This is a genomic window from Bradyrhizobium sp. CB82, assembly GCF_029714405.1.
Taxonomy (GTDB): Bacteria; Pseudomonadota; Alphaproteobacteria; order Rhizobiales; family Xanthobacteraceae; genus Bradyrhizobium.
In genome coordinates, this window is record NZ_CP121651.1 from 689,994 (window position 1) to 711,660 (window position 21,667).

Annotated in this window: 19 protein-coding genes and 6 pseudogenes; 12 read left to right on the top strand and 13 right to left on the bottom strand. The window is 61.0% G+C overall.

The features are described from left to right. Positions 1–132: 132 nt before the first annotated feature. Positions 133–1,140 (top strand): annotated as a pseudogene (locus QA640_RS47220) (IS91 family transposase); the annotation flags it as partial. 291 nt (positions 1,141–1,431) lie between these two features. On the opposite strand, the gene QA640_RS47225 reads toward QA640_RS47220, so the two are convergent. Then, positions 1,432–2,145, bottom strand: coding sequence for a hypothetical protein (locus QA640_RS47225; RefSeq protein WP_283043353.1), 714 nt, complete (start codon positions 2,143–2,145; stop codon positions 1,432–1,434). A 576-nt stretch (positions 2,146–2,721) separates the two neighbouring features. On the opposite strand from QA640_RS47225, the gene QA640_RS47230 reads away from it, so the two are divergent. Then, positions 2,722–3,672 (top strand): hypothetical protein, encoded by a 951-nt coding sequence (locus QA640_RS47230; RefSeq protein WP_283043354.1) that lies wholly within the window; start codon positions 2,722–2,724, stop codon positions 3,670–3,672. 37 nt (positions 3,673–3,709) lie between these two features. Here the strand turns inward: QA640_RS47230 and QA640_RS47235 are convergent. The 4 genes and pseudogenes from QA640_RS47235 to mdcA form a co-directional block, all read right to left on the bottom strand. After that, a pseudogene (locus tag QA640_RS47235) lies at positions 3,710–4,130 on the bottom strand (Ohr family peroxiredoxin). Positions 4,131–4,236: 106 nt separating this feature from the next. After that, a complete protein-coding gene (locus tag QA640_RS47240) occupies positions 4,237–5,016 on the bottom strand; it encodes an alpha/beta hydrolase (protein ID WP_283043355.1) in 780 nt (259 codons plus the stop codon). Between the two features lie 54 nt (positions 5,017–5,070). Further along, positions 5,071–6,351: a malonyl-CoA decarboxylase family protein gene (locus QA640_RS47245; protein WP_283043356.1), complete on the bottom strand. Its 1,281-nt coding sequence runs from the start codon at positions 6,349–6,351 to the stop codon at positions 5,071–5,073. 13 nt (positions 6,352–6,364) lie between these two features. Continuing rightward, entirely contained in the window at positions 6,365–8,008 is a 1,644-nt protein-coding gene (gene mdcA, locus QA640_RS47250; RefSeq protein ID WP_283043357.1) for a malonate decarboxylase subunit alpha, read from the bottom strand. Positions 8,009–8,119: 111 nt separating this feature from the next. Between mdcA and QA640_RS47255 the strand changes: the two genes are divergently transcribed. Then, positions 8,120–8,980 carry a LysR substrate-binding domain-containing protein gene (locus tag QA640_RS47255; RefSeq protein ID WP_283043358.1) on the top strand — a complete coding sequence of 287 codons (861 nt, stop codon included), beginning with the start codon at positions 8,120–8,122 and terminating at the stop codon, positions 8,978–8,980. Between the two features lie 68 nt (positions 8,981–9,048). On the opposite strand, the gene QA640_RS47260 is transcribed toward QA640_RS47255, so the two are convergent. The 5 genes and pseudogenes from QA640_RS47260 to QA640_RS47280 form a co-directional block, all read right to left on the bottom strand. Beyond that, a complete protein-coding gene (locus QA640_RS47260) occupies positions 9,049–9,192 on the bottom strand; it encodes a transposase (RefSeq protein ID WP_283043359.1) in 144 nt (47 codons plus the stop codon). A gap of 204 nt (positions 9,193–9,396) precedes the next feature. Beyond that, a complete protein-coding gene (locus QA640_RS47265) occupies positions 9,397–9,609 on the bottom strand; it encodes a hypothetical protein (protein WP_283043361.1) in 213 nt (70 codons plus the stop codon). A 70-nt stretch (positions 9,610–9,679) separates the two neighbouring features. Further along, complete coding sequence (locus QA640_RS47270; RefSeq protein ID WP_283043362.1) at positions 9,680–9,898, bottom strand: hypothetical protein; 219 nt, start codon at positions 9,896–9,898, stop codon at positions 9,680–9,682. Between the two features lie 813 nt (positions 9,899–10,711). Continuing rightward, positions 10,712–10,891 (bottom strand): annotated as a pseudogene (locus tag QA640_RS47275) (transposase); the annotation flags it as partial. Between the two features lie 65 nt (positions 10,892–10,956). Then, positions 10,957–11,077 (bottom strand): annotated as a pseudogene (locus QA640_RS47280) (IS3 family transposase); the annotation flags it as partial. Positions 11,078–11,234: 157 nt separating this feature from the next. Between QA640_RS47280 and QA640_RS47285 the strand changes: the two are divergent. From QA640_RS47285 to QA640_RS47295, 3 genes and pseudogenes are all read left to right on the top strand, one after another. Next, positions 11,235–11,681 carry a hypothetical protein gene (locus QA640_RS47285; RefSeq protein WP_283043364.1) on the top strand — a complete coding sequence of 149 codons (447 nt, stop codon included), beginning with the start codon at positions 11,235–11,237 and terminating at the stop codon, positions 11,679–11,681. A 449-nt stretch (positions 11,682–12,130) separates the two neighbouring features. Then, on the top strand, positions 12,131–12,379 hold the full coding sequence (locus tag QA640_RS47290) for a hypothetical protein (protein ID WP_283043365.1): 249 nt from the start codon (positions 12,131–12,133) through the stop codon (positions 12,377–12,379). Between the two features lie 209 nt (positions 12,380–12,588). Next, positions 12,589–13,756: pseudogene (locus tag QA640_RS47295) on the top strand (IS3 family transposase). Positions 13,757–13,799: 43 nt separating this feature from the next. Here QA640_RS47295 and QA640_RS47300 read toward each other — a convergent pair. Further along, positions 13,800–14,282 carry a hypothetical protein gene (locus QA640_RS47300; RefSeq protein ID WP_283043367.1) on the bottom strand — a complete coding sequence of 161 codons (483 nt, stop codon included), beginning with the start codon at positions 14,280–14,282 and terminating at the stop codon, positions 13,800–13,802. Positions 14,283–14,392: 110 nt separating this feature from the next. Continuing rightward, entirely contained in the window at positions 14,393–14,749 is a 357-nt protein-coding gene (locus QA640_RS47305) for a hypothetical protein (protein ID WP_283043368.1), read from the bottom strand. A gap of 958 nt (positions 14,750–15,707) precedes the next feature. Here QA640_RS47305 and QA640_RS47310 point away from each other — a divergent pair. From QA640_RS47310 to QA640_RS47335, 6 genes are all read left to right on the top strand, one after another. Further along, positions 15,708–15,944 (top strand): hypothetical protein, encoded by a 237-nt coding sequence (locus QA640_RS47310; RefSeq protein ID WP_283043369.1) that lies wholly within the window; start codon positions 15,708–15,710, stop codon positions 15,942–15,944. 124 nt (positions 15,945–16,068) lie between these two features. Continuing rightward, positions 16,069–16,560: a DUF305 domain-containing protein gene (locus QA640_RS47315; RefSeq protein ID WP_283043888.1), complete on the top strand. Its 492-nt coding sequence runs from the start codon at positions 16,069–16,071 to the stop codon at positions 16,558–16,560. A 109-nt stretch (positions 16,561–16,669) separates the two neighbouring features. Further along, positions 16,670–17,743: an alpha/beta hydrolase gene (locus tag QA640_RS47320; RefSeq protein ID WP_283043370.1), complete on the top strand. Its 1,074-nt coding sequence runs from the start codon at positions 16,670–16,672 to the stop codon at positions 17,741–17,743. Then, a complete protein-coding gene (locus QA640_RS47325) occupies positions 17,743–19,212 on the top strand; it encodes a YncE family protein (protein WP_283043371.1) in 1,470 nt (489 codons plus the stop codon). Before QA640_RS47320 ends, QA640_RS47325 begins: the two co-directional genes overlap by 1 nt. Positions 19,213–19,247: 35 nt before the next feature. Further along, on the top strand, positions 19,248–19,775 hold the full coding sequence (locus QA640_RS47330) for a sigma-70 family RNA polymerase sigma factor (protein ID WP_283043372.1): 528 nt from the start codon (positions 19,248–19,250) through the stop codon (positions 19,773–19,775). Continuing rightward, a complete protein-coding gene (locus QA640_RS47335) occupies positions 19,772–20,545 on the top strand; it encodes an anti-sigma factor (protein WP_283043373.1) in 774 nt (257 codons plus the stop codon). Before QA640_RS47330 ends, QA640_RS47335 begins: the two co-directional genes overlap by 4 nt. A gap of 349 nt (positions 20,546–20,894) precedes the next feature. On the opposite strand, the pseudogene QA640_RS47340 reads toward QA640_RS47335, so the two are convergent. Further along, positions 20,895–21,595, bottom strand: a pseudogene (locus QA640_RS47340) (recombinase family protein). Between the last annotated feature and the right edge of the window lie 72 nt (positions 21,596–21,667).

Sequence of the window (21,667 nt, forward strand, 5' to 3'; positions counted from 1 at the left end):
TTTGTAATGGAGAGCAATCGGGCGATTGATCAGCTCAGAAACCCGCGAATGCCGCTAGACTGGCTGCTGAGCTGGTCGCCTGCTCCCCATTAATGGATTTGCCCATAAGACAGGTAATGGGCGACGCCCATTACCTGCCGCAACCGGCACTGCCCGAAGTGCCAAGGCGCCGCTGCCAAGGAATGGCTTGCCAACCGCGAGGCCGAGCTGTTGCCGGTGCCATACTATCACGTGGTGTTCACGCTGCCTGCGGCCATCGCCGACATCGCCTACCAGAACAAGGCTGTCCTCTATGATCTCTTGTTCAAGGTCTCGGCCGAGACGATGCTGACGATCGCCGCCGACCCCAAAGCATCTGGGGGCACGGATCGGCATCACCTCCGTGCTGCACACCTGGGGCTCGGCGCTGACCCACCATCCGCATGTGCACATGATCGTGCCGGGTGGCGGCATCTCTGCCGACGGCCAGCGCTGGGTGTCCTGCCGGCCGGGCTTCTTCCTGGCCGTGCGCGTGCTCTCACGCCTGTTCCGACGGCTGCTCTTGGAGAAGCTAACAGCTGCCCACCAAGCCGGCCGCTTGAGCTTCTTCGGCGCTCACGCTCATCTGGCTGATGCGCAGTCGTTCGCAGCTTATCTCGCGCCGCTGCGCAAAACCGAGTGGGTCGTCTACGCCAAGCGACCATTCGGCGGACCTGAGGCAGTGCTGGCCTATCTGTCGCGTTACACCCACCGCGTTGCCATCGCCAACAGCCGCCTGATCGCCTTCGACGAACAGGGCGTCACCTTCAAGTGGAAGGACTATCGCATCCAGGGCCGCGGTCGATACAAGCAGATGACGCTCGCCACAGACGAGTCATCCGCCGCTTCCTCATCCACGTGCTGCCGAAAGGCTTGCACCGCATTCGCCACTACGGCCTGTTCGCCAAGGGCGTCTGCGCCGACAACATCGCCCACGCGCGTGAACTGCTCGCTGTCGCAACACCCGAAGGCCAGCCCACCGCTGCCGCCATCGATCCCGGCAAGCCGAGTTGTCCATGCTGCGGCGGTCGCATGATCATCATCGAGGTCTTCGCCCGCGGGACAACACCACGGCATCGGCCGACCGGCCCAACGAACGCCATCAGGATCGATACCTCGTGACCGCGTCACAATCCCGCAAATCTACTCATCGTGCTCGCCATCTCTCGACCGGCCACGGCAGAGCGCACTCTGATATCTGCCCTTCACCGCAATTCGTTCGGCAATTTGCAGAGCTCGATGCCGTCAGCAGTTCATTCGTCAGCCGCCCAACTGTCGAACAGCTCGTTGTATCGGCTCAATTCACATCCGCCAGCTCGCCCGCGGCGCTTAAATCCCCATAGCGCCTGCCGCACGGCCGTGCGTTCCTTACCCGCGGTTTCCTTGTATGGGCTTTGTCAAGGCGGCGGCGTTTCAACAGGCGACAGGTCGGCGCATCTTTTCCTTCGTCAGTTTCTTTGTTCGATCTGAGATCCGTTTCTTCGTCCCGACCCGTACTTCGTTTGCGCTGGCGCGCGCAGAAGCTGTCAAGGTTGGCCGTCGCACCAACCTTACGACAGGCTCCGCCGTTGCCAGGCCGTCCTCGATCTGCCGTATCTGATCGCTGACGAGCCGCCGGCGCGCCATGTCGCGACGCAGCTCAGCCAGGGTGTTGGGCGGGATCGGCTCGCCCTCGGGGGTGCGTAAGCCGTCAAGGCGTTCGGCGGCTTTCTTCAGCTTGGGATTGAAGCCGCGGATGCCGAGCCGTATCAACGCTGCTTTCATTCGGTTGACGATCCGACTTTGCTCTCCGATGAGGCTCGCGCGCTCACGGGTGGGGCGCTTGGCATCTTCGTCCTTGATTGTCGGGATCGCGACCATCTTGCAGTGATCACGCTCGCCCCGCAACCAGCCGAGAAAGCTGCGTTTGAGCAGTTCGGTGTCGAGACGATCGGTCTTGGCGCGCCGGTGCTCGCGCGATACCGCTATGCTCGATGCGTGAATGACATGCGCCTCGATGTCGCGCGCCCTGAGCCAGCGGGCCAACCAGAAACCGTCACGGCCGGCCTCGAAAGCGACCGCGATGCGTTCGATTCCGTGTCCTGCCCTCCGCGCTTCTTCTCGCCAGCGATTGAGCAGCTTCAGCAAGGCGTTCTCGTCGACCTCAAGCTTCTTCGACGGCTGGCGCTCGACACCAGGCACAATCCCCGCAACGAGCCAGCTCGACAGGCTCATCTCGATCACAGCGATCAGCGTGCCGTCTGGTTTGAGGGGCGTGAGGGATCGGCTCAGGTCATTCAACTTCTGCATGGGGTACTCCATCGGTTCGCATCAGGGCCGATGAATGCCATATCCTCACCGTCCTCACCGCCGCCGCCCGCCCCATAGCATCTCCCTTGGAGGCTTTCGGACGCCGGCCCCCGAATACGCGGCGCTGTCCCTCATGCGGCCGGCATCCGAAACCCTTCACACGATCGGAAGTGCCGCAAGACTCCGTTCGCAGCAACGCCAACAAGCAAGACGGCCGCGTAACTCCGTTCAGGCGACCCCCGATTGAGCAGGGACAGACTTCGGATTTACACCCGCGTAACTTTTGCGTTTCAGTCAACAGTTTTCGTCACAGCCCTGCCTCACGCGTACAATGCTTGCCGCTCCTGCTCACATCTGGGTCGACTGATTCCGTTTGTGACGACCCGGACGATTCTCTGAAGAGACGGGTGATCCATGACCGCGAACACGCCACTCACCAATGAGATTTTCGAGGCGGCTCTGCAATGTGAGACGAAAGCGTACCTCCTGCTCAACGGCGCCCAAAGCGCTCCGTCCGGCATTGCCGATTGGCAACGCCGTCGGACCGAAACCTTCACTCGAGCGGAGCAGCATCGGTTCCGTGCGAGCTTAAGAGAAGGCGAGTACTACGTAGGAACTCCTCCACAGCAGGCGTTGCAGCAGCAGCCCTATCGCGTCGTATTCAACTGCGTGACCATAGTTTCTGATATCCAAGCCCGGGTTCACGCATTGATGCTCAACCATTCCACCAGCGATACGGCGGATACAGTCTATAGCCCTATTCGATTTGTTCCGAACCAAAAACTCTCCGCCGCTGACAAGCTGCTGCTCGCGTTTGATGCTCTCGCAATCTCGCGCCTGACAGGCATCAGGCCGCGCGTCGGCAAGATCATCCATGGCGCTGAGCATGCATCAACCACAATATCTCTGCCGAAGCTGATCGAAGTTGCTCGGCCGCTGATTACGAAGACCATCGTACGGCATGCGAATGCTACACCACCGCCTCTGATCTTGAACAAACATTGTCCAGCATGTGAGTTCCGGGACCGCTGCCGCCAAATTGCTGGTGAAAAAGACGAACTCAGTCTATTGGCCAACATCAGCGAGAAGGAACGAAAGAAATTCAACGACAAAGTGATCTTCACGGTAACCCAGCTATCCTACACCTTCCGACCACGCAGGCGTCCAGTCCGTCATCGTTCGCGCGCACCAAAGTATGAACCAGCCTTGAAGGCGCTCGCGATCCGCAAGAACCGCGTTCATGTCGTCGGAACGCCCTCATTCAGCATTCCGCAAAATCCCGTTTATCTAGACGTTGAGGGCGATCCCGATCGCGACTTCTATTATCTGATTGGCTCGCGGTTTAGAACGTACCAATTGCGTTGAAGCGCTGAGTGCGTGCACGCCTTAGCCGCCATCGGGCTCATCGGACCGAGACGGAGATGGTGACATCGACATTGCCCCGTATCGCATTAGAGTAAGGGCAGATCGCATGAGCACCCTGGACGCGCCGTTCAGCGGTCGGTTGGTCGATGCCAGCCATGGTCACGGCAAGCGCGGCGGACAACAGCACCCGCTTCATTTCGACCAAGGTCGATCTTGGCGACGACGTTGATCTCGTCATCCGCAAAGCGGTGGCCAGCATCCCTGCTGACGTGAAGGATCGCATTCTCAAAGCAGGCCGCATAACCGCCCGCGAAGAGCTGTTCGGGATTGGTCGCATCGCCTCTTCCGCCAAGCGCCCGCGGCAGCGCGAGTTTGAGGTCGAGCAGACCGTCTTCGCTGCGGATCGAACCGTGACGGCCTCCGCTCGCCGTGACTGTCGTGGAATATAGACTGGCCATAGCACATATGCCTTTCTTCGCTGCGATTCGCTAATTTGAGACCGGCCGTTCTGGACTTCGCCGCAACTGATCAGCAAAGCGGCCGGGGCACGAGGACGCTCGCCCGTTAAGCGGGCTGTCCGGCGGCTTCCAAGATCAACCGGGAGATCTCGTGAGGATGGGTGATCAGTGAAAGATGGCTCGCCTTCACCTCGATGGTCCTGGCTCCCATCCGCTTGGCCATGAAACGTTCGAGGTCCGGATTGATGGTGCGGTCCTCGGTCGAGACGGCGTAATAGCTCGGCTTCGATCGCCAGGCCGCGTTCGTGGTCTTGCCGGCGAGGAGCGCTTTCTGGAACGGCTCCTGCACCGCATAGAGCGCCTTCGCTTTTGCCTTCGGCAGGTCACCCGCGAAATCCCGCAGGAAGGCCTCTTCGGAAAGGCGTCCCTCGTCGCCGTCGAACACGATTCCGGCCGATGCCGGCGGAGTCGGATAGGTCTTGGCGAGCGCGGTGTAGTCCTCGCCAGCGTCCGGGGCGCGCGCCGCCACATAGACCAGCGCCGAGACGTTCGGATGAACGCCAGCTTCGGTGACGATCATGCCGGAAAAGGAATGACCGACCAGAACCGTTGGGCCATCCTGCCGCGCAAGCACGCGCTCGGCCGCAGCCACCGCCTCAGGCAGTGTGGTCAGCGGGTTTTGCACGGAGGTGACGTTCAACCCTACCGCCCGTAAGCGCGGAATGACTTCCGACCAGCTGGAGCCGTCGGCGAACAGGCCGTGCACCAGCACGACGTTACGGGCCTTTGGCGGCGCTGCACGAGCGGCCGTGCCGCGAGTGGAAACCAGCGAAGCGGCTGCACCAGCAAGCAGGGCGGTGGAAAAATCGCGTCTGTTGATCATCATGGTCATTCTCCTGGGTTCACATGAGTTGGCGGGAAGGTCGAACTTGATGGCGGCTCAGTCGGTGGTGTGCAGTAGGGCATCGACATCAGGCGAACGGACGATGGTGCCGTCGCGTACGAATGCCTCGTGATTGGTCTCGATGCTGTCGTGGTCATAGAGATAGTTGACCATGATCCCGAAGGATTCCTGGATCGCGCGCTGCGCGGTGTTGCCGAGCCAGTTGATGCGCTCGAGCCGTGCGCCGTTGCCGAGGTGAAAGCGCGCCACGGGGTCGATGCGTATCGAGGGCTTCCGTGTCAGATAGCTGGCGCAGAGCCGCAGCAAGGGCACGCGCAGCTTCTCGCTCTGCGCCGGATCATTCCACCAGCTATCGCTCTCCAGTTGCGGCAACAGCGCCGCATCGGGATCACTCGCATTCGCAAGCCGATTATCGAGCCATTGCCGAAATCCCGGTACCGGCGACAGGGTGGAAAAACGCTTCAGCTGCGGAAACTCCGACTGCAGCTCTTCGACGACCTGCTTGATCAGGAAATTGCCGAACGCCACGCCGCGCAGGCCGTCCTGACAATTGGAGATCGAATAGAAGATCGCGGTGTCGGCGCGCGCGGCGCGCTGCCGCACGATGGCTTCACCGGCGTCCTGCAACAACAGCGGCTGCACGGCCGTGGCCAGTCCTTCCACCAGAGCAACCTCGACGAAAATCAGCGGCTCGCCTGGAAGTGCGGGATGGAAGAAGCCGAAGCAGCGCCGATCGGGTGCAAGGCGCCGGCGCAGGTCGTCCCAGCCCTTGATCTCGTGCACGGCTTCGTAGGCGATCAGCTTTTCCAGCACCGCGGCCGGCGTCTGCCAGTCGATGCGCCGCAACTCGATGAAGCCGCGGTTGAACCACGAGGCGAACAAATGCTTGAGGTCCGCGTCGAGCAACTTCAGTTCGGGGTCAGTGCGCATGCATGAAGCAACTTCGCTGCGCATCGCGATCAGCGCGCTGATCCCGCCGGGTGCCATGTTGATTCGCCGCAGCACTTCCTGGCGCGGCGGCTCGGCGGCACGCGCGAGTGCGGCCGCGGTTTCTGCGGTGCCTTCGGCGAGGTAGCGCTGCGCCGCCGCGCGCAAAGCGGGGCCGTGAGGATGGAACTCCGTGGCGAGATAGCGCTGAAAGCAGCGGCGATCGTTGTCGTCGAGTGCGCCAAGCAGCTCGCGCAATTGCCGCGCGACCAGCGCTCCTGAGGCCTGGCTGCGCTCGGAGAGCAGCGATGCTGCGAGCTGCTTCGCGCGATCGAGGGGCGGCAATTTCGTGCTGGATGGATCGCTGGAAGTTTGGCGGACTGCGGACATGACTACTTCCTCCTCAAGCTTGCGCGGTGACGGCGCGGCGGAATTTGGCCGGTGGCGCGTAGAGTCCGCCAGAGGCGGCCACGAGTTCATCGATCGTCTTGGCGGCGAGCAGATCGCGCGTCGCCGTGCCGACATCGATGCCAAGGTCTGCTGGAAACATCACGATGCCGCGGCGGCGCAGGCTCTCGGTTGTGACAGGCAATTGGCGCTTGCCGAATTCGGTGTCGCCGGCGATCGCGCGCAATGCCGCCTCCCGATCTTGCGGTGATCGGCAGCGCAAGAGGTTCGCCACGCCCTTCTCGGTGATGACATGGCTCACGTCGCCATAGATCATCACCGGCGGCAATGCGAAGCCCGCGGAGGCAGCCAGATCGAACGCGTCCAGACGCTCGACAAAACTGGGCGCGCCGTTTGGCTGATGGGTCTGCACCATCTGCACCACAAGCTTGCGCCCGCGTAAGGGATCGCCTGCTTCCTGACCGGCGCGCAGCCAGGTGGGGCTATCGTGGCGACGACTGCGTGCATCCGCGCCCATGTTCGGCGCACCGCCGAAGCCTGCGATCCGGTCTTTCGTGGCCGTCGAGCTGTTGCCTTGCGTGTCGATTTGCAGCGTGGCGCCAACAAACATGTCGCAGGCATATTGTCCGGCGACCTGCGCCAGCGCCCGGTTCGACCGCAGGCTGCCGTCGGCGCCGATCGGGAATACATCGGCGTGCTTTGCGACGTAGCGCTCCATACCGAGCTCGGAGCCGAAGCAATAGACGCCGTCGACGAAGCCGGCTTCGATCGCCGGGATCAGGGTCGGGTGCGGGTTGAGCACGAAGTGGCTCGCGATCTTGCCCTTCAGGCCACGCCGGGCGGCAAATGTCGGCAGGATCAGCTCGATCGCCGCGGTGGCGTAGCCGATGCCGTGATTGAGCCGCCGGACCTCAAATGGCTCGTAGACCGCAGCAATCGCCATCATCGCCATCAGCACGTTCTCGTCCCTTACCTTGGCGGGGTCGCGCGTGAACAGAGGCTCGATCGCGTAAGGCTTTGGGCTCGGTATGACGAAATCGACCCAGTCGCCGGGGACGTCGACGCGCGGCAACCGGTCGACGATCTCGTTGACTTGCGCCACGAGAATGCCGCCGCGAAAGGCCGCGGCTTCGGCGATGGTCGGCGTGTCTTCGGTGTTGGGACCGGTGTAGAGATTGCCGTTGCGATCGGCCTTGTCGGCGACGATCAGCGCCACGTGCGGCGTCAGGTCCACCAGCATCCGGGCATAGAGCTCGAGATAGGTATGGATTGCGCCGATCTTCACCGTGCCGATGCCGACCAGTTCGGCGAGCTTGCGGCTCTGCGGACCTGCGAAGGCAAAATCGAGCCGGTTGGCGATGCCGCGCTCGAACACGGCCAGATGGTCGGGCAGCGCCAGCACCGACTGCACCATGTGCAGATCGTGAATCCGCGCCGGATCCACGCTCGTCAGGGCGGCGGCAAGAAAATCGGCCTGCTTCTGATTGTCGCCTTCGATGGCAACGCGGTCGCCCGGCTCGATGATCGCTTCGACCAACTCGGTCGCGCGCTCGGCAGGGCAAAGCTTTTCAGAGCAGATCGTGGCGGCCCGAGCCAGCCGGGCGGAGCGATCCGCTCCCTGTCGTGATGTGGCGTGCATGATGAACCTCCTTCGCTCGACGCTGTCTTCGATGCAGAAGTTAGGAGACCAGTATTGATTATAGAAACGATATTTTGTAATATGATTGATTATGAAATAGGATCAATTGACATGCTGGATTTCGAGCTTTTGCGTTCCTTTGTTGCCGTCGCGGATTACGGCGGCTTCCACCGCGCCGCCGAACGGCTCAATCTGACGCAGTCGACCATCAGCCAGCAGGTCAAGCGATTGGAGCTTGAAACCAAACGTCCGCTGTTCCGGCGCACGACCCGCAGCGTCGCGCTGACCGACGACGGCGAGATGCTGCTCGGTGACGCCCGTCGTCTGTTGCAACTCGAGGAGGCGGCCCGCCATCGCCTGTCAGCGCCGCGTTTGTCAGGAGCCGTGCGTCTTGGGGTGGTCGAGGAAGTCGCCGGCGGCTCGCTGCCATCGGCGCTGGGACGCTTCGCCATGTTGCACCCGAGCGTGAAGCTCGAGGTGCAGATCGGCGTCAGTGCGGAATTGATCGAGCAGTTGAACAAGGGACGACTCGACGTCGTGTTCGCTAAGCGTCCGCTCGGTACCTCGCGTGGGCGCCTGGTCTGGCGCGAACCCATGGTCTGGGCCGCCGCCGACGCGTTTGATCTGGTTCCGGGCGCGGTGCTGCCGCTGGCGCTCTATCGCGAGCGGTCGGTATCGCGTGAGGCAGCGCTCGCCGCGCTCAATGACAGCGAACTGACGTGGGAGATCATTTATACCAGCCCCAGCCTGACAGGTGTGCGCGCGGCGGCGCTCGCTGGTCTCGCCATCACGCCGCTTCCCGCGAGCGCGGTCATCGCAGGTTTGCGCATTCTGGGACCGCAAGAGGGGCTGCCGCGCCTTCCTGACCTTGAGTTCGCAATCTATGAGAAAGCCCGGCCCGAAGAGGCCGCGGCGGCGCTGGCCGCAGCGCTTCTGGCACTTGGGCAATTGCCAGCGCGCCCGACGATTTAGCGCCATATGTTCCGTTGCGGGTCCAAAACCCAGGGTGCAGATTGGATTAACGCAATGATGAGGATCCGTCAGGCGGTATGGAGCGCATCGGTCTCATGACCGCTCTGGAGCTCCCTGGCAACAGATCCGATCGAGCGCCCGCTCGACACTACGAGATCAACCGCTTGCCGCTTGTAGTCATCCGTAAACGACCGACGTTGACGTCCTTCCATCCGACACCTCCTGGCTCTTCGAGCCTACTACAGGTGTCCATCAATTCGGAGGAGGTTCAATGATGCGCGATGTCTGGATGCGGGCGCCGTGAGATGAGGCTAAGGCGCTGCAACGGCCGTTGTCGGATGATGCGCTTAAGATCGTGATGCGTGGGGCGGAGAAGGAAGATAAGGCGGCAGGTTGAACCGCGAGCAGCTGGTTGGTTAGCTCGTCGTTGCGCTATCCAACCGCGCCAGCCCAGCCTCGATTACGACGATGTCTTCCTCGATCTGCTGGATAGTACTCGCGCAGTCGATCCCGGTACACGCATTGAGGTCTGCGATAAGTTTCCGGCGTTGTATCCGAAGCTCATCGAGAGCCTTCTGGTCCTTGAGGGAAACGTAACCATCCACGATCAGCCCAATAGCTCCTGACATCTCCACCCCCAGCCTTATTCATACCCTCAAGCCCTTCTGACCAAGCAGGTTTGGGAGTGCGCCAATAAGGTTACATCACGCAATCACGCGCCCCGAGTTCGTCCAAAACAACGTCTCTCCGCAAATCGTGTGCGGCGATCGTCAAATGGGAGCCTACGATCAGACCGAGCCGCCTTAAGGTCAGGAGCGCAACGGGGTCACATAGCTCGATAGAAAGTCCGGCTCCCAATATCGCAATGGCACGTTGCTCATCCGCGTCGAGATCAGCCCATGAGATGCCGCCTTCCATCACGCGCCTCAAAGTTGTCTCCGAGAGGTATCTCAAACCCCAAACGCGTGCCTGATTTGCCGCAGCATAGCCATGGCCGCGTCGGTGTACCGACCGTTGGTTAGGTATTGATCCAGCTGCACTGTACTAACCAGCGCCACAACTACCACCGTGAAGCCCTTGAACATTGGGCCTCCCCTGCAAGAGACCGCCAACCGGGCGTGTTTAAAACCGTTTTCAGAATGCCTTGCCGCGAACAGGCGGCCAATATGCAGATGGTGACAGTGACTAGTAACCAACTGCTTAACCGGCGGCTTAAGCGGCAGCGCCACATCGCAGTGGCTTACTTGAAGGCCGCTATACCCCCGATAGCGACCAAATTCTGCATCGCAGCGAAATGACGCGATGGGCCATGTGTGGACGGCTCCGGGTTGGCAAGGGTTTTCTTTGCGCATGCGGCGGTAGTCGGAGCAGCCATGTGTTCGGCCTGTTAGCGCGGTACTCATGACCGCTGGCCATAATGCCCTCCGCGGATCAGGTCCCGGTCAAAACCACGCATTCGAAGATGCCATGGCCCAAGTGGGTTGTCCTGATCGCCGGATCGACCGGCGCTGCATTACGTGCTGTTCGCCCTCCCAACCGTTACGTCACACCGGATGTCCGGTGTAATCTCGTCTCGTCACGCCGCGAGAGCGGCGGGTTCATTGTAACGTTCGTTCCTGGCCATCATCGCCCAGGCCATCCTGGCGAGTTTGTTAGCGAGTGCGATGGCCGCGACCTTGGTGGGGCGGCGCGTCAGCAGAGCCAGGGCCGATGCCGGGTGCCGTGGATCTTGGCATAGCGGATCACGGCGAGCGCGCCGGCCGTGAACAGGCTGCGCAAATAGCGATCGCCTTTGATGATACTGCCGAGCTTGTCCTTGCCCCCGCTCGAGTTCTGCTTCGGCACGAGCCCAACCCAGGCCGAGAAGTCTCGTCCCGATCGGAAGGCCTTGGCATCGGCAACGCTCGCGACGGCACGGAATGCTGGGTCCTTCGGGTAGTCGGGCAGCTCCGGCTCTTCCTCCGCGTTCAAGTGAGCAGAACATGCAGGCGTCGGTAGCCGAAGCGACGGCGCTCCTGGGCGATCGCCCTCAATACGCTGACATAGGTGGCATCCCCGTCCGGGTTGCTTGTAACTTCCGGTCATGCGGCAGCATCCATAGCGCGACATCTTCACGGTAGTAGGTCGCCGTAGTTTCGCGAATCTTTCGCCACGAATCAGAAGTCTCAATGAGCTCGCCATTGCCGAGTATTGTCCAGAATTTCTCGCGCATTGGCTCCATTTGATGAAGGGGAGAGTCCAGTAGGAGGGACGGATGTCGATCATCGAGAAATTTCCGCGAAACAAGGCAGTAGATCTGGCCAAGCTTGAAGCAGATGTCACATCGGCTTTGCCAGCAATGCCCGTCAGGGCTGCACCACCGGTTCCATCTGAACCATTGCCGGATTATGTCGAGCATCGAGAAGGGGTCTCGCGTGTAGGCCAACTCACTGCCGAGGCGGTGGTGCGTGACTATGAAGCCGCGGCCAAAGAGATCGAAGCTATGGGAGTTGAGTTGATCAGCGCGGCGAGGAAATGCGAGGCGATGACCGCTGAGGTGCATACTACGATTGCCTTCATGCGTGATACGGCGGCGTCATATCGCGAGGAAGCCAAGAGGATTTTCAAGCGAATTGAGGAGTGTGCACTATTCACAGAGGACGTTCGCAAGACCTGCGAAACTGTCAAACGCCGGATCATGGAGGACAGAAGCATCGCCTGATCCGCAGGCCGGGCTAGCAGGCCGCCCACGGTAAATCGATAGTTACCTCGCGGACCAACTGGACGGGGGACAGCTGTCGTCCATCGTGCTCCGGAAATTGTCGGAGAGCGGCAGAGCGGCAGGTCGGTGCAGAATTCAACAGCACGACGGAGCGCGGCCGTTCCGATCGTCTATGACGCGCTGGGGCTCGACAAGTTCATGCCGATCTGTCGCGCGGAGGTGCCTGCGGCGCTCGAATTGGTCGCCAAGTTGTTGCGTGCGCATGCAGATGCGGTGCGCCGGCCACGCTGCCGCGTATCGAAGATCAGGCATTGGCACAGGCCCCCGCGCCGGCCCAGCCGCCCGCGGAGCCACACTTCACGTATCTCATCAAGAAGGCTCAGCCGACCTACAAAGGATTTGCCGCGTGATGTGCGCGCGGGCACCGCTCGCAATCTGGAGGTGACCTCATGAAATTTAGTCCGCCCGGTGCTGAGCCGTGCAGGACGCTGACCAGGGTTGACGGCTGGTTCGGGAGCGATCCAACCGACATCCCCAATTCGATCGCGAGACAGATCGCCGCAGCGTTGCCTCCATTGGAGGGCCGCACTGAGGTCGAACGCATTCGTGCGCGCGTGATGGCTCGTCAGTTGATCTACGAACGCTCCAAGAAAGTTCGCGTCGGGCGTAGGCGTAGGTTCGGGCTGCTCACGCGATAAGAATTTCCGTTGGACCCAGCGGAGAATGCGCGTCGTCGCAGACGGCGTGTGGTCCACCTGGATCGGAAGGCACGGCGGATGTACCCGGCCGGATGATCTTGAAGGGGCCCCGACGCGCAATATCGTCGGGGCCATCGTTATGGTCGGCGCTGAACCTCCTCCGAATTGATGGACACCTGTAGTAGGCTCGAAGAGCCAGGAGGTGTCGGATGGAAGGACGTCAACGTCGGTCGTTTACGGATGACTACAAGCGGCAAGCGGTTGATCTCGTAGTGTCGAGCGGGCGCTCGATCGGATCTGTTGCCAGGGAGCTTGGCCTGCGCGATTCCGTGCTGCGGCGGTGGGTGGAGCAGCGAGGGGCCCGGCTGGAGCCGACGGCGGCGACGCGGCGCCCCACAACGCAGGCGACGCTGCCGTCGGCGGACCACGCGGCGGAGATCGCGCGTTTGCAGCGGGAGAACGAGCGGCTGCGCATGGAGCGTGATATTTTAAAAAAGTCCATTGCGATCTTTGCTGGAGTTCCGAAATGAGATTCCGCTTTATCGAAGATCGCCGCGCCGACTATCCGGTGATGATCATGTGCGGTGTGCTCGGTGTCTCGCCGGCCGGCTATTATGCCTGGCGCTCGCGCCCGGAGAGCCAGCGATCCGCAGCCAATCGTGAGCTCGTCGACGACATCAGGCGGGTTCACCGCGACACCAATGGCCGCTATGGCAGCCCGCGCGTCCATGCCGAGTTGTCCGCGGGGCCAGCCGCGGTCGCATCGAGCGATTGATGCGCCGCCATGGCATCAGGGCCATCATGGCGAAGCCACGACGGGTGCGGACCACCGACAGCCGTCACGATTTCCCGATCGCCGCGAATCTTCTCGAGCGCAACTTCATCGCCACTGCTCCGAACCAGATCTGGCTCGCCGACATCACCTACGTCGAGACCGAGCAGGGCTGGCTCTATCTGGCCACGCTAATGGATCTCTACAGCCGCAAAATCGTCGGCTGGGCGATGGCGGATCATTTGCGCGCCGAACTGCCGATGGCGGCCCTAGCGATGGCCATTGCGACACAGCGGCCTGGCGCCGGCTTGATCCACCATTCAGATCGTGGCGTTCAATATGCTTCGGCGGACTATCGCAAGATGATGCAGTCCGCCGGTTTTCGGGCCTCGATGAGCCGCAAGGCCGATTGTTACGATAACGCACCGATGGAGAGTTTCTTCCATACGCTCAAAACAGAACTCGTCCATCAGCAGCATTATGAAACACGTGAGGAAGCCAGACGTGATATCTTTGCTTACATCGAGGGCTTCTACAATCGAAAGCGTCGTCACTCCGCCATCGGCTATATCAGCCCGATCGAGATGGAGCTAAAAGCAGCTTAACCCTGTCCATTTTTTCGGGGGAAGATCAGCGCGGCGCGGCCCGCTAGTGGGCTCGGCGTCGCGCTCTATCCCCGTCCTGTTTCCATTGACCGAGCAGCGCGCATGCCTCGCTTCTCTCCGCGTCGGTTGGCTGGCTATCGGGATGCAAGCATTTCATGAGCTTGCCGTAAGTCGCGAACGTCATGAGGCCCTTCCGGCGACTTTCCCCCTCATACCATTTCTTCATCTCTTGCAGCGCGAGCCACAGGTTTCGATTCTTCTCCTCGAGGCGGGCCATCTCGTCGGGATCAATCGGCGGCGGCGCGGGCTTGGCGGCCATGGCCTTGGTTGCTGCATGCTGTTTGCGCTCATCAGCAAGCGCAATCTTCAATGTCGCGTTCTCTTGCTGAAGGGCGGCAATCTCGATTTTTCTTCGCGCCTCGGCCAATTGCTTAGACTGTTCGGCGACGACGTTGCGCAGTCGTTCGATTTCCTCCTTCCGATTGGTGCGCCATCGCGCCTGCCGCTCGGGATTCTTGAGACCCATGACGATCTCCATCCGTTACGTAATGGGCTTTCATCGTCATGTCGGCACGGCCGTCAATTGAAATCTCCACTACCTAAGGGGCAACGCCTTTCGCGATAGCGTGGCTGATGTCAGCCACAGCGTGGCATCATGCTTGATCTGACATCGCGCTTGGAAGAGCCTTTGGAAGGCGACGACAAGCCCTCGTCTGCGCTACGAAGCGCTTGAACCACCCCCTCAACGCGAGCAAACAATTGATCTCCTTGGTCCCGTCGCTTTAGCTCGCGCTCTACCACCGTTCGAATGAACGTGCTGGTGCGGCTCTTGTCTATGATATCATCGACAACGCTCTCGCCATCGCTCTCCCGCATGCTTGATAGCTGTTGGTCAAGCTGATTAAGCGTTAGGCGAATGACGTGCAATTGGACGTGTTTTGAAAGCTTGGAGCCAATAGCTCCAGTGTGGCGATTGCTGTTGTCCTCGATCATTGTCCCCCCTTGCGCTAAGGTGTGCGACAATTCTATGTACTCGGCCAAGTGCTGGCACAATGGCCGAAATTTGACGTTGCTGAGGCTTATAGGTCAGCGTGTCTTGCATTTGCGACCAACCCGACCTAGTGCGGCCAAACCCGGGTGACAACGCGAGCATCTCTCTCATTCGAACGCCGTCTGCCACACGCCGACGTGAAATCGCACAGCTTCAGAAGCTGGACGAAGCGCATCTCCTGCGTGGCCTGGCAGGTGCAGCGTCTCCAGACCGCAAGTAAGTCGCTCGTAAAGGCTTCCCTGAGACAGTCACGCGGCGGCCGTCCCGGTCCACCAGCGTAGCCTTTGACAAAACGTCCGCGCCCATCGCGCAATGGGATCGGCCGCTGGGATGACGCTATCGCTCCGGTTATGGCGCAGCCAGATCGGAAGAAACACGCCGCCTGACCCGTGCCCGGCCTGCAATTGCCAGTGCTCGCTCAATCTTCACGATGGCCTCCACCGATCGCGATCTGACCAAGACCATTAACGCAGCGGTATTTTAGCACTTTCAAGCGCTTGGGACCAAGCACCAGCCAATAACCGGTCGCTAAAGGGATAGCGGGAATGTCAAAGGCTCAAAAAAACGAACTTGAGAAGTTCAAGCAGGCCGGCCGCGAACTCGAAACGGACGACGATGAAAAGCGGTTTTTGACGAACGGCTAAGCCCCCGAATGCCCTTGACGCCCAAGGCTAAGAGCCGGAAGTCTCTTCGCTAACGCTTATGTGATCAGGCGCCCTGGCGGTTCTTTGCCTTTGTAACGGCTGCATTTTTCACGATTGCCAGCGACTGCTCCAGATTTTTTCGCGGTCCGACGGAATAGGGACGCCAGCTCCTACGTCCCACCCTCAAGCAACCCGCTCAGGCATCGTCGAAGTCCGCCCAATCATTCGTCGAACGATCTAACAATGGAGAATTGAAATGACCGTTGAAAAATCACGTCGCACTGTTCTCGTCTTCACGACTTTGGTGCTCGGCGCCATCGTGCTTGGCGCTCCTGCCGCTTTTGCGGCTACCCCAAGACATATCCTTGCCGAGCCGCAGGTTCGATCGCACGCGCAAGTTCACAGAATGGACAGCACGTCTACGCGGCACGCCTATGGGACGCAGCCTCAAACTCATATCGATGATCCCTTGTCATCCCTGATCCTGGGATGACCATCGTTGGCGCCGCCGAGATTCTTTGTAGCGGTCCGGCGGAATAAGACGCGTCGCGATACGCCCCACCCCGAATGCAACACCTACGGAGTTCAGAATGTATCGGCCATCATTTCGCAGCGTCATGACGGCGCTCGGCGGCACGCTTCCGAGGCATGGTCTCGGCGTTGCGGTCCTTGGCGCTCGCCTTCTTATCGCGTTTGCGCTTCCGTCGCATGTGCTGGCGCACGAAGTCCACCCGTCCGCGCAGCCAGCGACGGTCGCCGACGAAGCTCCGTTCTGGAAGGAGAACGAGGCCGCAATGATCAAGATGATGAACGATATGGCGATCAAGCCGACCGGGGATATCGACCGAGATTTCGCAGCGATGATGATCCCTCATCATCAAGGTGCGATCGACATGGCGATCAGCGAACTGCGCTACGGCAGGAACGAACAGCTGCGACGCATCGCGCAGGAGATCATCGTCGACCAGATGCAGGAAATCGCGGCGATGAAGCTTGCGATTGGCGAATCCATAACGAATTCCACGCCTGCTCCGACGCAACAGGAACCGGCTTCCACTCCGGCCCAGCATCACCACTCCGGCATGCAGATCGACATGCCATTACGATGACGAGACCCACCACCTAGTGAGCTGATCGCGGCATTTGCAAACTAAACCGGCCACGGCCCGGTGAACTCGTCAGCACCTCGCGAAGAAGCAACGAAAGGAGAAAATCAAAATGTCAGACAAGATCAATCAAGATCGGCGTCGCTTTTTCGGCACAGCGGCCATGACATTTGCTGCAGCCCAGTTCGCCCTCGACGGTTTCGCCAACGCGCAACCAGCCAGCAAGAAGACCCCGGATACGCGCAATTTCAAGCCGAGCACGAACACCTCGTTCGCGTCGCTGAAGCAAGTCGACGCCGGGCTTCTCAATGTCGGCTACGCCGAAGCCGGTCCCGCCGACGGCGCGCCCGTCATCCTACTGCATGGCTGGCCCTACGACATTCACAGTTTTGCCGATGTCGCCCCCGTGCTGGCGTCGGCGGGTTATCGCGTGGTTGTACCGTATTTGCGCGGTTATGGCACCACGCGCTTCCTCTCCGATGCGACGATCCGCAACGGCCAGCCGTCGGCAGTCGCCGTCGATACTATCGCGCTGATGGACGCGCTCAGGATCGAGCAGGCGACGCTCGCCGGTTTCGACTGGGGCGCGCGGACGGCCAACATCGTCGCGGCACTCTGGCCGGAACGCTGCAAGGCCATGGTCTCGGTGAGCGGTTATCTGATCGGCAACCCGGAAGCCGAAGAGAAACCGCTGCCTCCAAAGGCCGAGCTGCAGTGGTGGTACCAATTCTATTTCGCGACCGAGCGCGGCCGAGACGGCTATGACAAATACCGTCACGACTTCTCGAAGCTGATCTGGCAGCTCGCGTCGCCGAAGTGGGAGTTTGACGACGCCACCTTCGATCGCAGCGCGAAGGCATTCGACAATCCCGATCATGTCGCGGTTGCGGTCCACAATTACCGCTGGCGGCTCGGCCTCGCCGAGGGTGAACGGAAATACGACGATCTGGAAAAGAAGCTCGCCCAGCGACCGGTCATCACCGTGCCGACCATCACCATGGAAGGCGATGCGAACGGTGCGCCGCATCCCGAGCCCGTGGCCTATGCAAAGATGTTTTCCGGCAAATATTCGCACCGGACCGTCACGGGCGGCATCGGGCACAATCTGCCGCAGGAGGCCCCTCAAGCCTTTGCCGAAGCTGTGGCCGACATCACGAAAGTTGCCTCGCCTTTAACCAAGGGATGATGAAGATGAGCAAGCTGTTCTCGTTCGCCAAAAGCCTTCTTCTTGCAGGCACCGTGCTTGCGACCTGTGGCAATGCGTGGGCAGGCCAGGCGCCCGGCGCGCTATCCGCGCCTGATGTCCCGATCAGCCATCACGACCGCATTTACGCCGCGGAACAATTCTCCAATACGGTCTCGGTGACAGACCCGGTCGATAACAAGCTCCTCGGGGTTATCAGGTTGGGGGACCCGCAGCCGGCCAATTTTAGCCCTCTCTACAAGGGACAGGTTCTCGTCCATGGCATGGGTTATTCGCCCGATCATCGGACGCTGGCCGTGGTTTCGATCGGATCGAATTCCGTGACCTTCATCGACACTGCCACGAATGCCGTGAAGCATATGACATATGTTGGCCGCTCGCCGCATGAAGCTTTCTTCACCCCCGACGGCAGGGAGGTCTGGGTGACGGTGCGCGGCGAGAACTATATCTCCGTGATTGACAGCAAGACGTTCACGGAGAAGACCCGCATCACCACGCCCAGCGGGCCCGGCATGCAGATATTCTCGCCCGACGGCAAGTACGGCTATGTCTGCTCGTCCTTCAATCCGGAAACAGACGTCGTCTCCGTTGCTGATCACAAGATCATTGCAAAGGTCACGCAAGCGAGCCCATTCTGTCCGAACATCGCGGCAACACCGGACGGGACCCAGGTCTGGTTCACGCTCAAGGATGTCGGCAAGACGCAGGTGTTCAACGCGAAGCCGCCGTTCAACCTGATCAAGACCATCGACACGGGCCCGATTACGAACCACGTGAACTTCGCTCATACGGCAAAGGGAACATTTGCCTATGTCACAATCGGCGGCCTGAACGAAGTCAGGGTATTCCGCATCGACGATTTTTCGGAGGTCGCAACCATCCCGGTTGGGAGTCTTCCGCACGGCGTGTGGCCGTCCGGCGATGGGTCACGTATCTATGTCGGACTGGAGAATGCCGATGAACTCGCGGCGATCGACACTGCGACCAACACCGTGATCGCAAACATTCCGATCGGACAGGCGCCCCAGGCGATCGCCTATGTGCCCAATGCTGCCCCGAATCCTGACGATCGCCAGAACCTGCAGCCTCTCGGTGTCGCCGGCCAGGTCTTGCATCTGGCGCTGGCTGTGAAAGACGCAAAGGACGGACAGGCGCCAACCAGCGTTTCCCTGTTTGATCAGGGCCTGATCCAGGTGTTGCAGGCGTCCGTCACGGGGCTCGAGCCGAAGCAGAAGTACGTGCTCGCACTGGCCGATCGCGCGGACGGGGGCGGCACCCTGCAACCGCTGGCGGCCTTTGTGACCAATCCGGCGGGATCGGCGATCGTCAATGCGACCGGTCCGATCCGGCAAATCGTCCACGATCCCGCGACTTCGGAGCGGCGCTACCTGGTCATCGCCCCCGGAGATGCGACGACGTTCGGAGCGGCAGTACAAGTGCAAACCCAATAGTGCTAGAGTAACGCACGCCGCAGGCGGAGCGCGCAATGAAAGACATGCTGCTCCAGGTCGAACCGCTGATACCCGCGCTCCGCCGCTATGCCCGCGCCCTGGTTCGCCATCGTGCCAATGCCGACGACCTGGTGCAGGACTGCCTGGAGCGTGCCGTCAGCCGCTGGCACCAGCGGCGCGACGGCGACGTTCGCGCCTGGCTCTTCACTATCGTCCACAACCTGGCAATCAGTCAGTTTCGTCAAACGGCGACGCGCGGCAGGCATATTCCGATCGACGAGACCAATGAGGACGATTTCTGCGAGCCCGCCGTGCAGGAACGGAAAATGATGTGTCAGGATGTCATGAACAAGCTCGCGAGACTGCCGGAAGACCAGCGCGCCGTGCTGCTGCTCGTTGCGGTCGAGGACCTCTCTTATGCGGACGCCGCAAAGGTGCTTGACATCCCTGTGGGTACGGTGATGTCGCGGCTCTCCCGGGCACGTGAAAGACTACAGCAAGAGATCGAGGGGATTGCGGACAATATGTCCACCAACGTCGTGTCACTACGGAGGGGAGAATGAGCCCTCGACCGATCACCGAAGATGATCTCCACGCCTATGTAGATCGTGTCCTTGAGTCGGAGCGACAGGCGGAAGTCGCCGACTATCTGCGCGAACATCCGGACGTCGCCAAACGCGTCGCTGCGTTCACCGGCCAGCGGGAGCTGTTGCGCACGGCACTCGCGCCGATCGCCGAAGAACCTTTGCCGCCGGAGCTCAATCTATCGCGAATCATCGAGAACCGCGCGCGACGGCCCTCGGTAGCCCGCTGGGCGATGGCGGCGATGCTGCTCTTGAGCATTGGCGGCCTCGGCGGCTGGGCCGCGCGCAGCGCGCTGGAGGTGACGCCGGGCGGACTGGTTGCGCTCGCGCAGGAGGCCACCGCTTCATATAACGTCTACGCGCCGGACCGCGTCCGACCCGTCGAGGTTCGCGCCTCCGACTCTGCCCAACTCGTACAGTGGGTCTCCGACCGGCTGCATCGGCCGGTGAAGGTGCCGGATTTGACGACTTCGGGCTACCGATTGATGGGAGGACGGCTTGTCGCCACCTCGCACGGCCCCGCTGCAATGTTCATGTATGACGATGACCGCGGCAGCCGGATTGTCATGCTGACCCGGCCGATGAGCAGTGCGGACCATGATGCGCCCATGACGCCCCGGTCGCAGGGCAATGTCGGTGGCTTCGCCTGGGCTGACGCTGGCGTGGGCTACAGCCTGGTCGGTCAGGCTGCTCCGGAATCCCTGAGGCCGATTGCAAATGAGGTTCGCAGGCAGGCGCGGGCGATCTGAAGGCCAGATCGGTGGCGCAGGACGGGACCTCGCCATGAATTCAACCGCGAGCATGTTGCCACGGAACACCAGAACGAAGGCATTACCTCGGTGGCGGCGGAAGACATCGCGAAAGCTTTGCGGGATGTCCTCGGTCACCGGATCGACAGCAAAGGCAGGCGAGCAAAAAGCTTACGGGTCGCAACCGCGAAGGGCTCGCGTACTGGCCAGCGCAGGGCGTCGTGACTTCGCCGTCACCAAACCACAGCCGGCTTCAAAGCCTGAGCCGGCCTGGCCGTTTCGCATTCGCCGCTACACGGACGGCGCTCAATGCCCCGGCGAGCTCAAACTTCATCTACCGTTTACACGCTCACGCCGCCGCTTCTTCTTCGCGAAAGGGATCGATTCGCTCCAGCATCCGCATTACCTGCGGTGACGACCATTTCCCGTCACGAGCGGTAGGAATGCCCGCATCATTCAGGCCCGCGGCAATGGCCCTCAGACTCGTTTTTCCCGGTCGCCTGTAGCTCTTCGATAATTGGGCCTAGATCGGCAGCCTTGGCATCAGCGCGCGCCTGCAAGGCTTGCACGCCCATTGCGCGGGTCTTCTTGCTCGGCACCACGCCGCGATCACCACCAAGCTTCGTGCCGCGCTTCTTTGCCGCCGCCAGCGCATCCTTCGTGCGCTTGCTGATCATCGGCCGCTCTTCCTCTGCAACCATTGCCATGATCCCCACGGTCAAACGATTTGCATTCGGCATATCGGCCGCAACGAAATCAACGCCAGCCGTTTCCAGACCGAGCAGGAAGTGAGCATCGCGGGACAATCGGTCGAGTTTGGCAATGACCAGCTTTGCGCCGTTAGACTCGGCAAGCCTTGATGGCCTCGCCAAGCTTTGGCCGCTCGGTGTTCTTTCCGCTCTCCACTTCGACGAACTCCTTCACGAGCGACCAGTTGCCGCCGTTCAGGTACTCGGCGACCGCATTACGCTGTGCCTCGATGCCAAGACCGGATTTGCCCTGCCGATCGGTCGAAACTCGGAGATAGCTGATCGATTTTCCGTCCGTCATCGGCGTTGCTCCAAAAGCGCGCAAATCTTCCTCGATTACGATGGAGGACCGGTCTTCCCGGCGCATGCAGAA

Excerpts from the sequence above, each read along its gene's own strand:
- QA640_RS47230 (WP_283043354.1), top strand. The coding sequence starts at position 2,722 with ATGACCGCGAACACGCCACTCACCAATGAGATTTTCGAGGCGGCTCTG.
- QA640_RS47240 (WP_283043355.1), bottom strand. The coding sequence starts at position 5,016 with ATGATGATCAACAGACGCGATTTTTCCACCGCCCTGCTTGCTGGTGCA.
- QA640_RS47245 (WP_283043356.1), bottom strand. The coding sequence starts at position 6,351 with ATGTCCGCAGTCCGCCAAACTTCCAGCGATCCATCCAGCACGAAATTG.
- mdcA (WP_283043357.1), bottom strand. The coding sequence starts at position 8,008 with ATGCACGCCACATCACGACAGGGAGCGGATCGCTCCGCCCGGCTGGCT.
- QA640_RS47255 (WP_283043358.1), top strand. The coding sequence starts at position 8,120 with ATGCTGGATTTCGAGCTTTTGCGTTCCTTTGTTGCCGTCGCGGATTAC.
- QA640_RS47260 (WP_283043359.1), bottom strand. The coding sequence starts at position 9,192 with ATGGAAGGACGTCAACGTCGGTCGTTTACGGATGACTACAAGCGGCAA.
- QA640_RS47265 (WP_283043361.1), bottom strand. The coding sequence starts at position 9,609 with ATGTCAGGAGCTATTGGGCTGATCGTGGATGGTTACGTTTCCCTCAAG.
- QA640_RS47270 (WP_283043362.1), bottom strand. The coding sequence starts at position 9,898 with ATGGAAGGCGGCATCTCATGGGCTGATCTCGACGCGGATGAGCAACGT.
- QA640_RS47285 (WP_283043364.1), top strand. The coding sequence starts at position 11,235 with ATGTCGATCATCGAGAAATTTCCGCGAAACAAGGCAGTAGATCTGGCC.
- QA640_RS47290 (WP_283043365.1), top strand. The coding sequence starts at position 12,131 with ATGAAATTTAGTCCGCCCGGTGCTGAGCCGTGCAGGACGCTGACCAGG.
- QA640_RS47300 (WP_283043367.1), bottom strand. The coding sequence starts at position 14,282 with ATGGGTCTCAAGAATCCCGAGCGGCAGGCGCGATGGCGCACCAATCGG.
- QA640_RS47305 (WP_283043368.1), bottom strand. The coding sequence starts at position 14,749 with ATGATCGAGGACAACAGCAATCGCCACACTGGAGCTATTGGCTCCAAG.
- QA640_RS47310 (WP_283043369.1), top strand. The coding sequence starts at position 15,708 with ATGACCGTTGAAAAATCACGTCGCACTGTTCTCGTCTTCACGACTTTG.
- QA640_RS47315 (WP_283043888.1), top strand. The coding sequence starts at position 16,069 with ATGACGGCGCTCGGCGGCACGCTTCCGAGGCATGGTCTCGGCGTTGCG.
- QA640_RS47320 (WP_283043370.1), top strand. The coding sequence starts at position 16,670 with ATGTCAGACAAGATCAATCAAGATCGGCGTCGCTTTTTCGGCACAGCG.
- QA640_RS47325 (WP_283043371.1), top strand. The coding sequence starts at position 17,743 with ATGAAGATGAGCAAGCTGTTCTCGTTCGCCAAAAGCCTTCTTCTTGCA.
- QA640_RS47330 (WP_283043372.1), top strand. The coding sequence starts at position 19,248 with ATGAAAGACATGCTGCTCCAGGTCGAACCGCTGATACCCGCGCTCCGC.
- QA640_RS47335 (WP_283043373.1), top strand. The coding sequence starts at position 19,772 with ATGAGCCCTCGACCGATCACCGAAGATGATCTCCACGCCTATGTAGAT.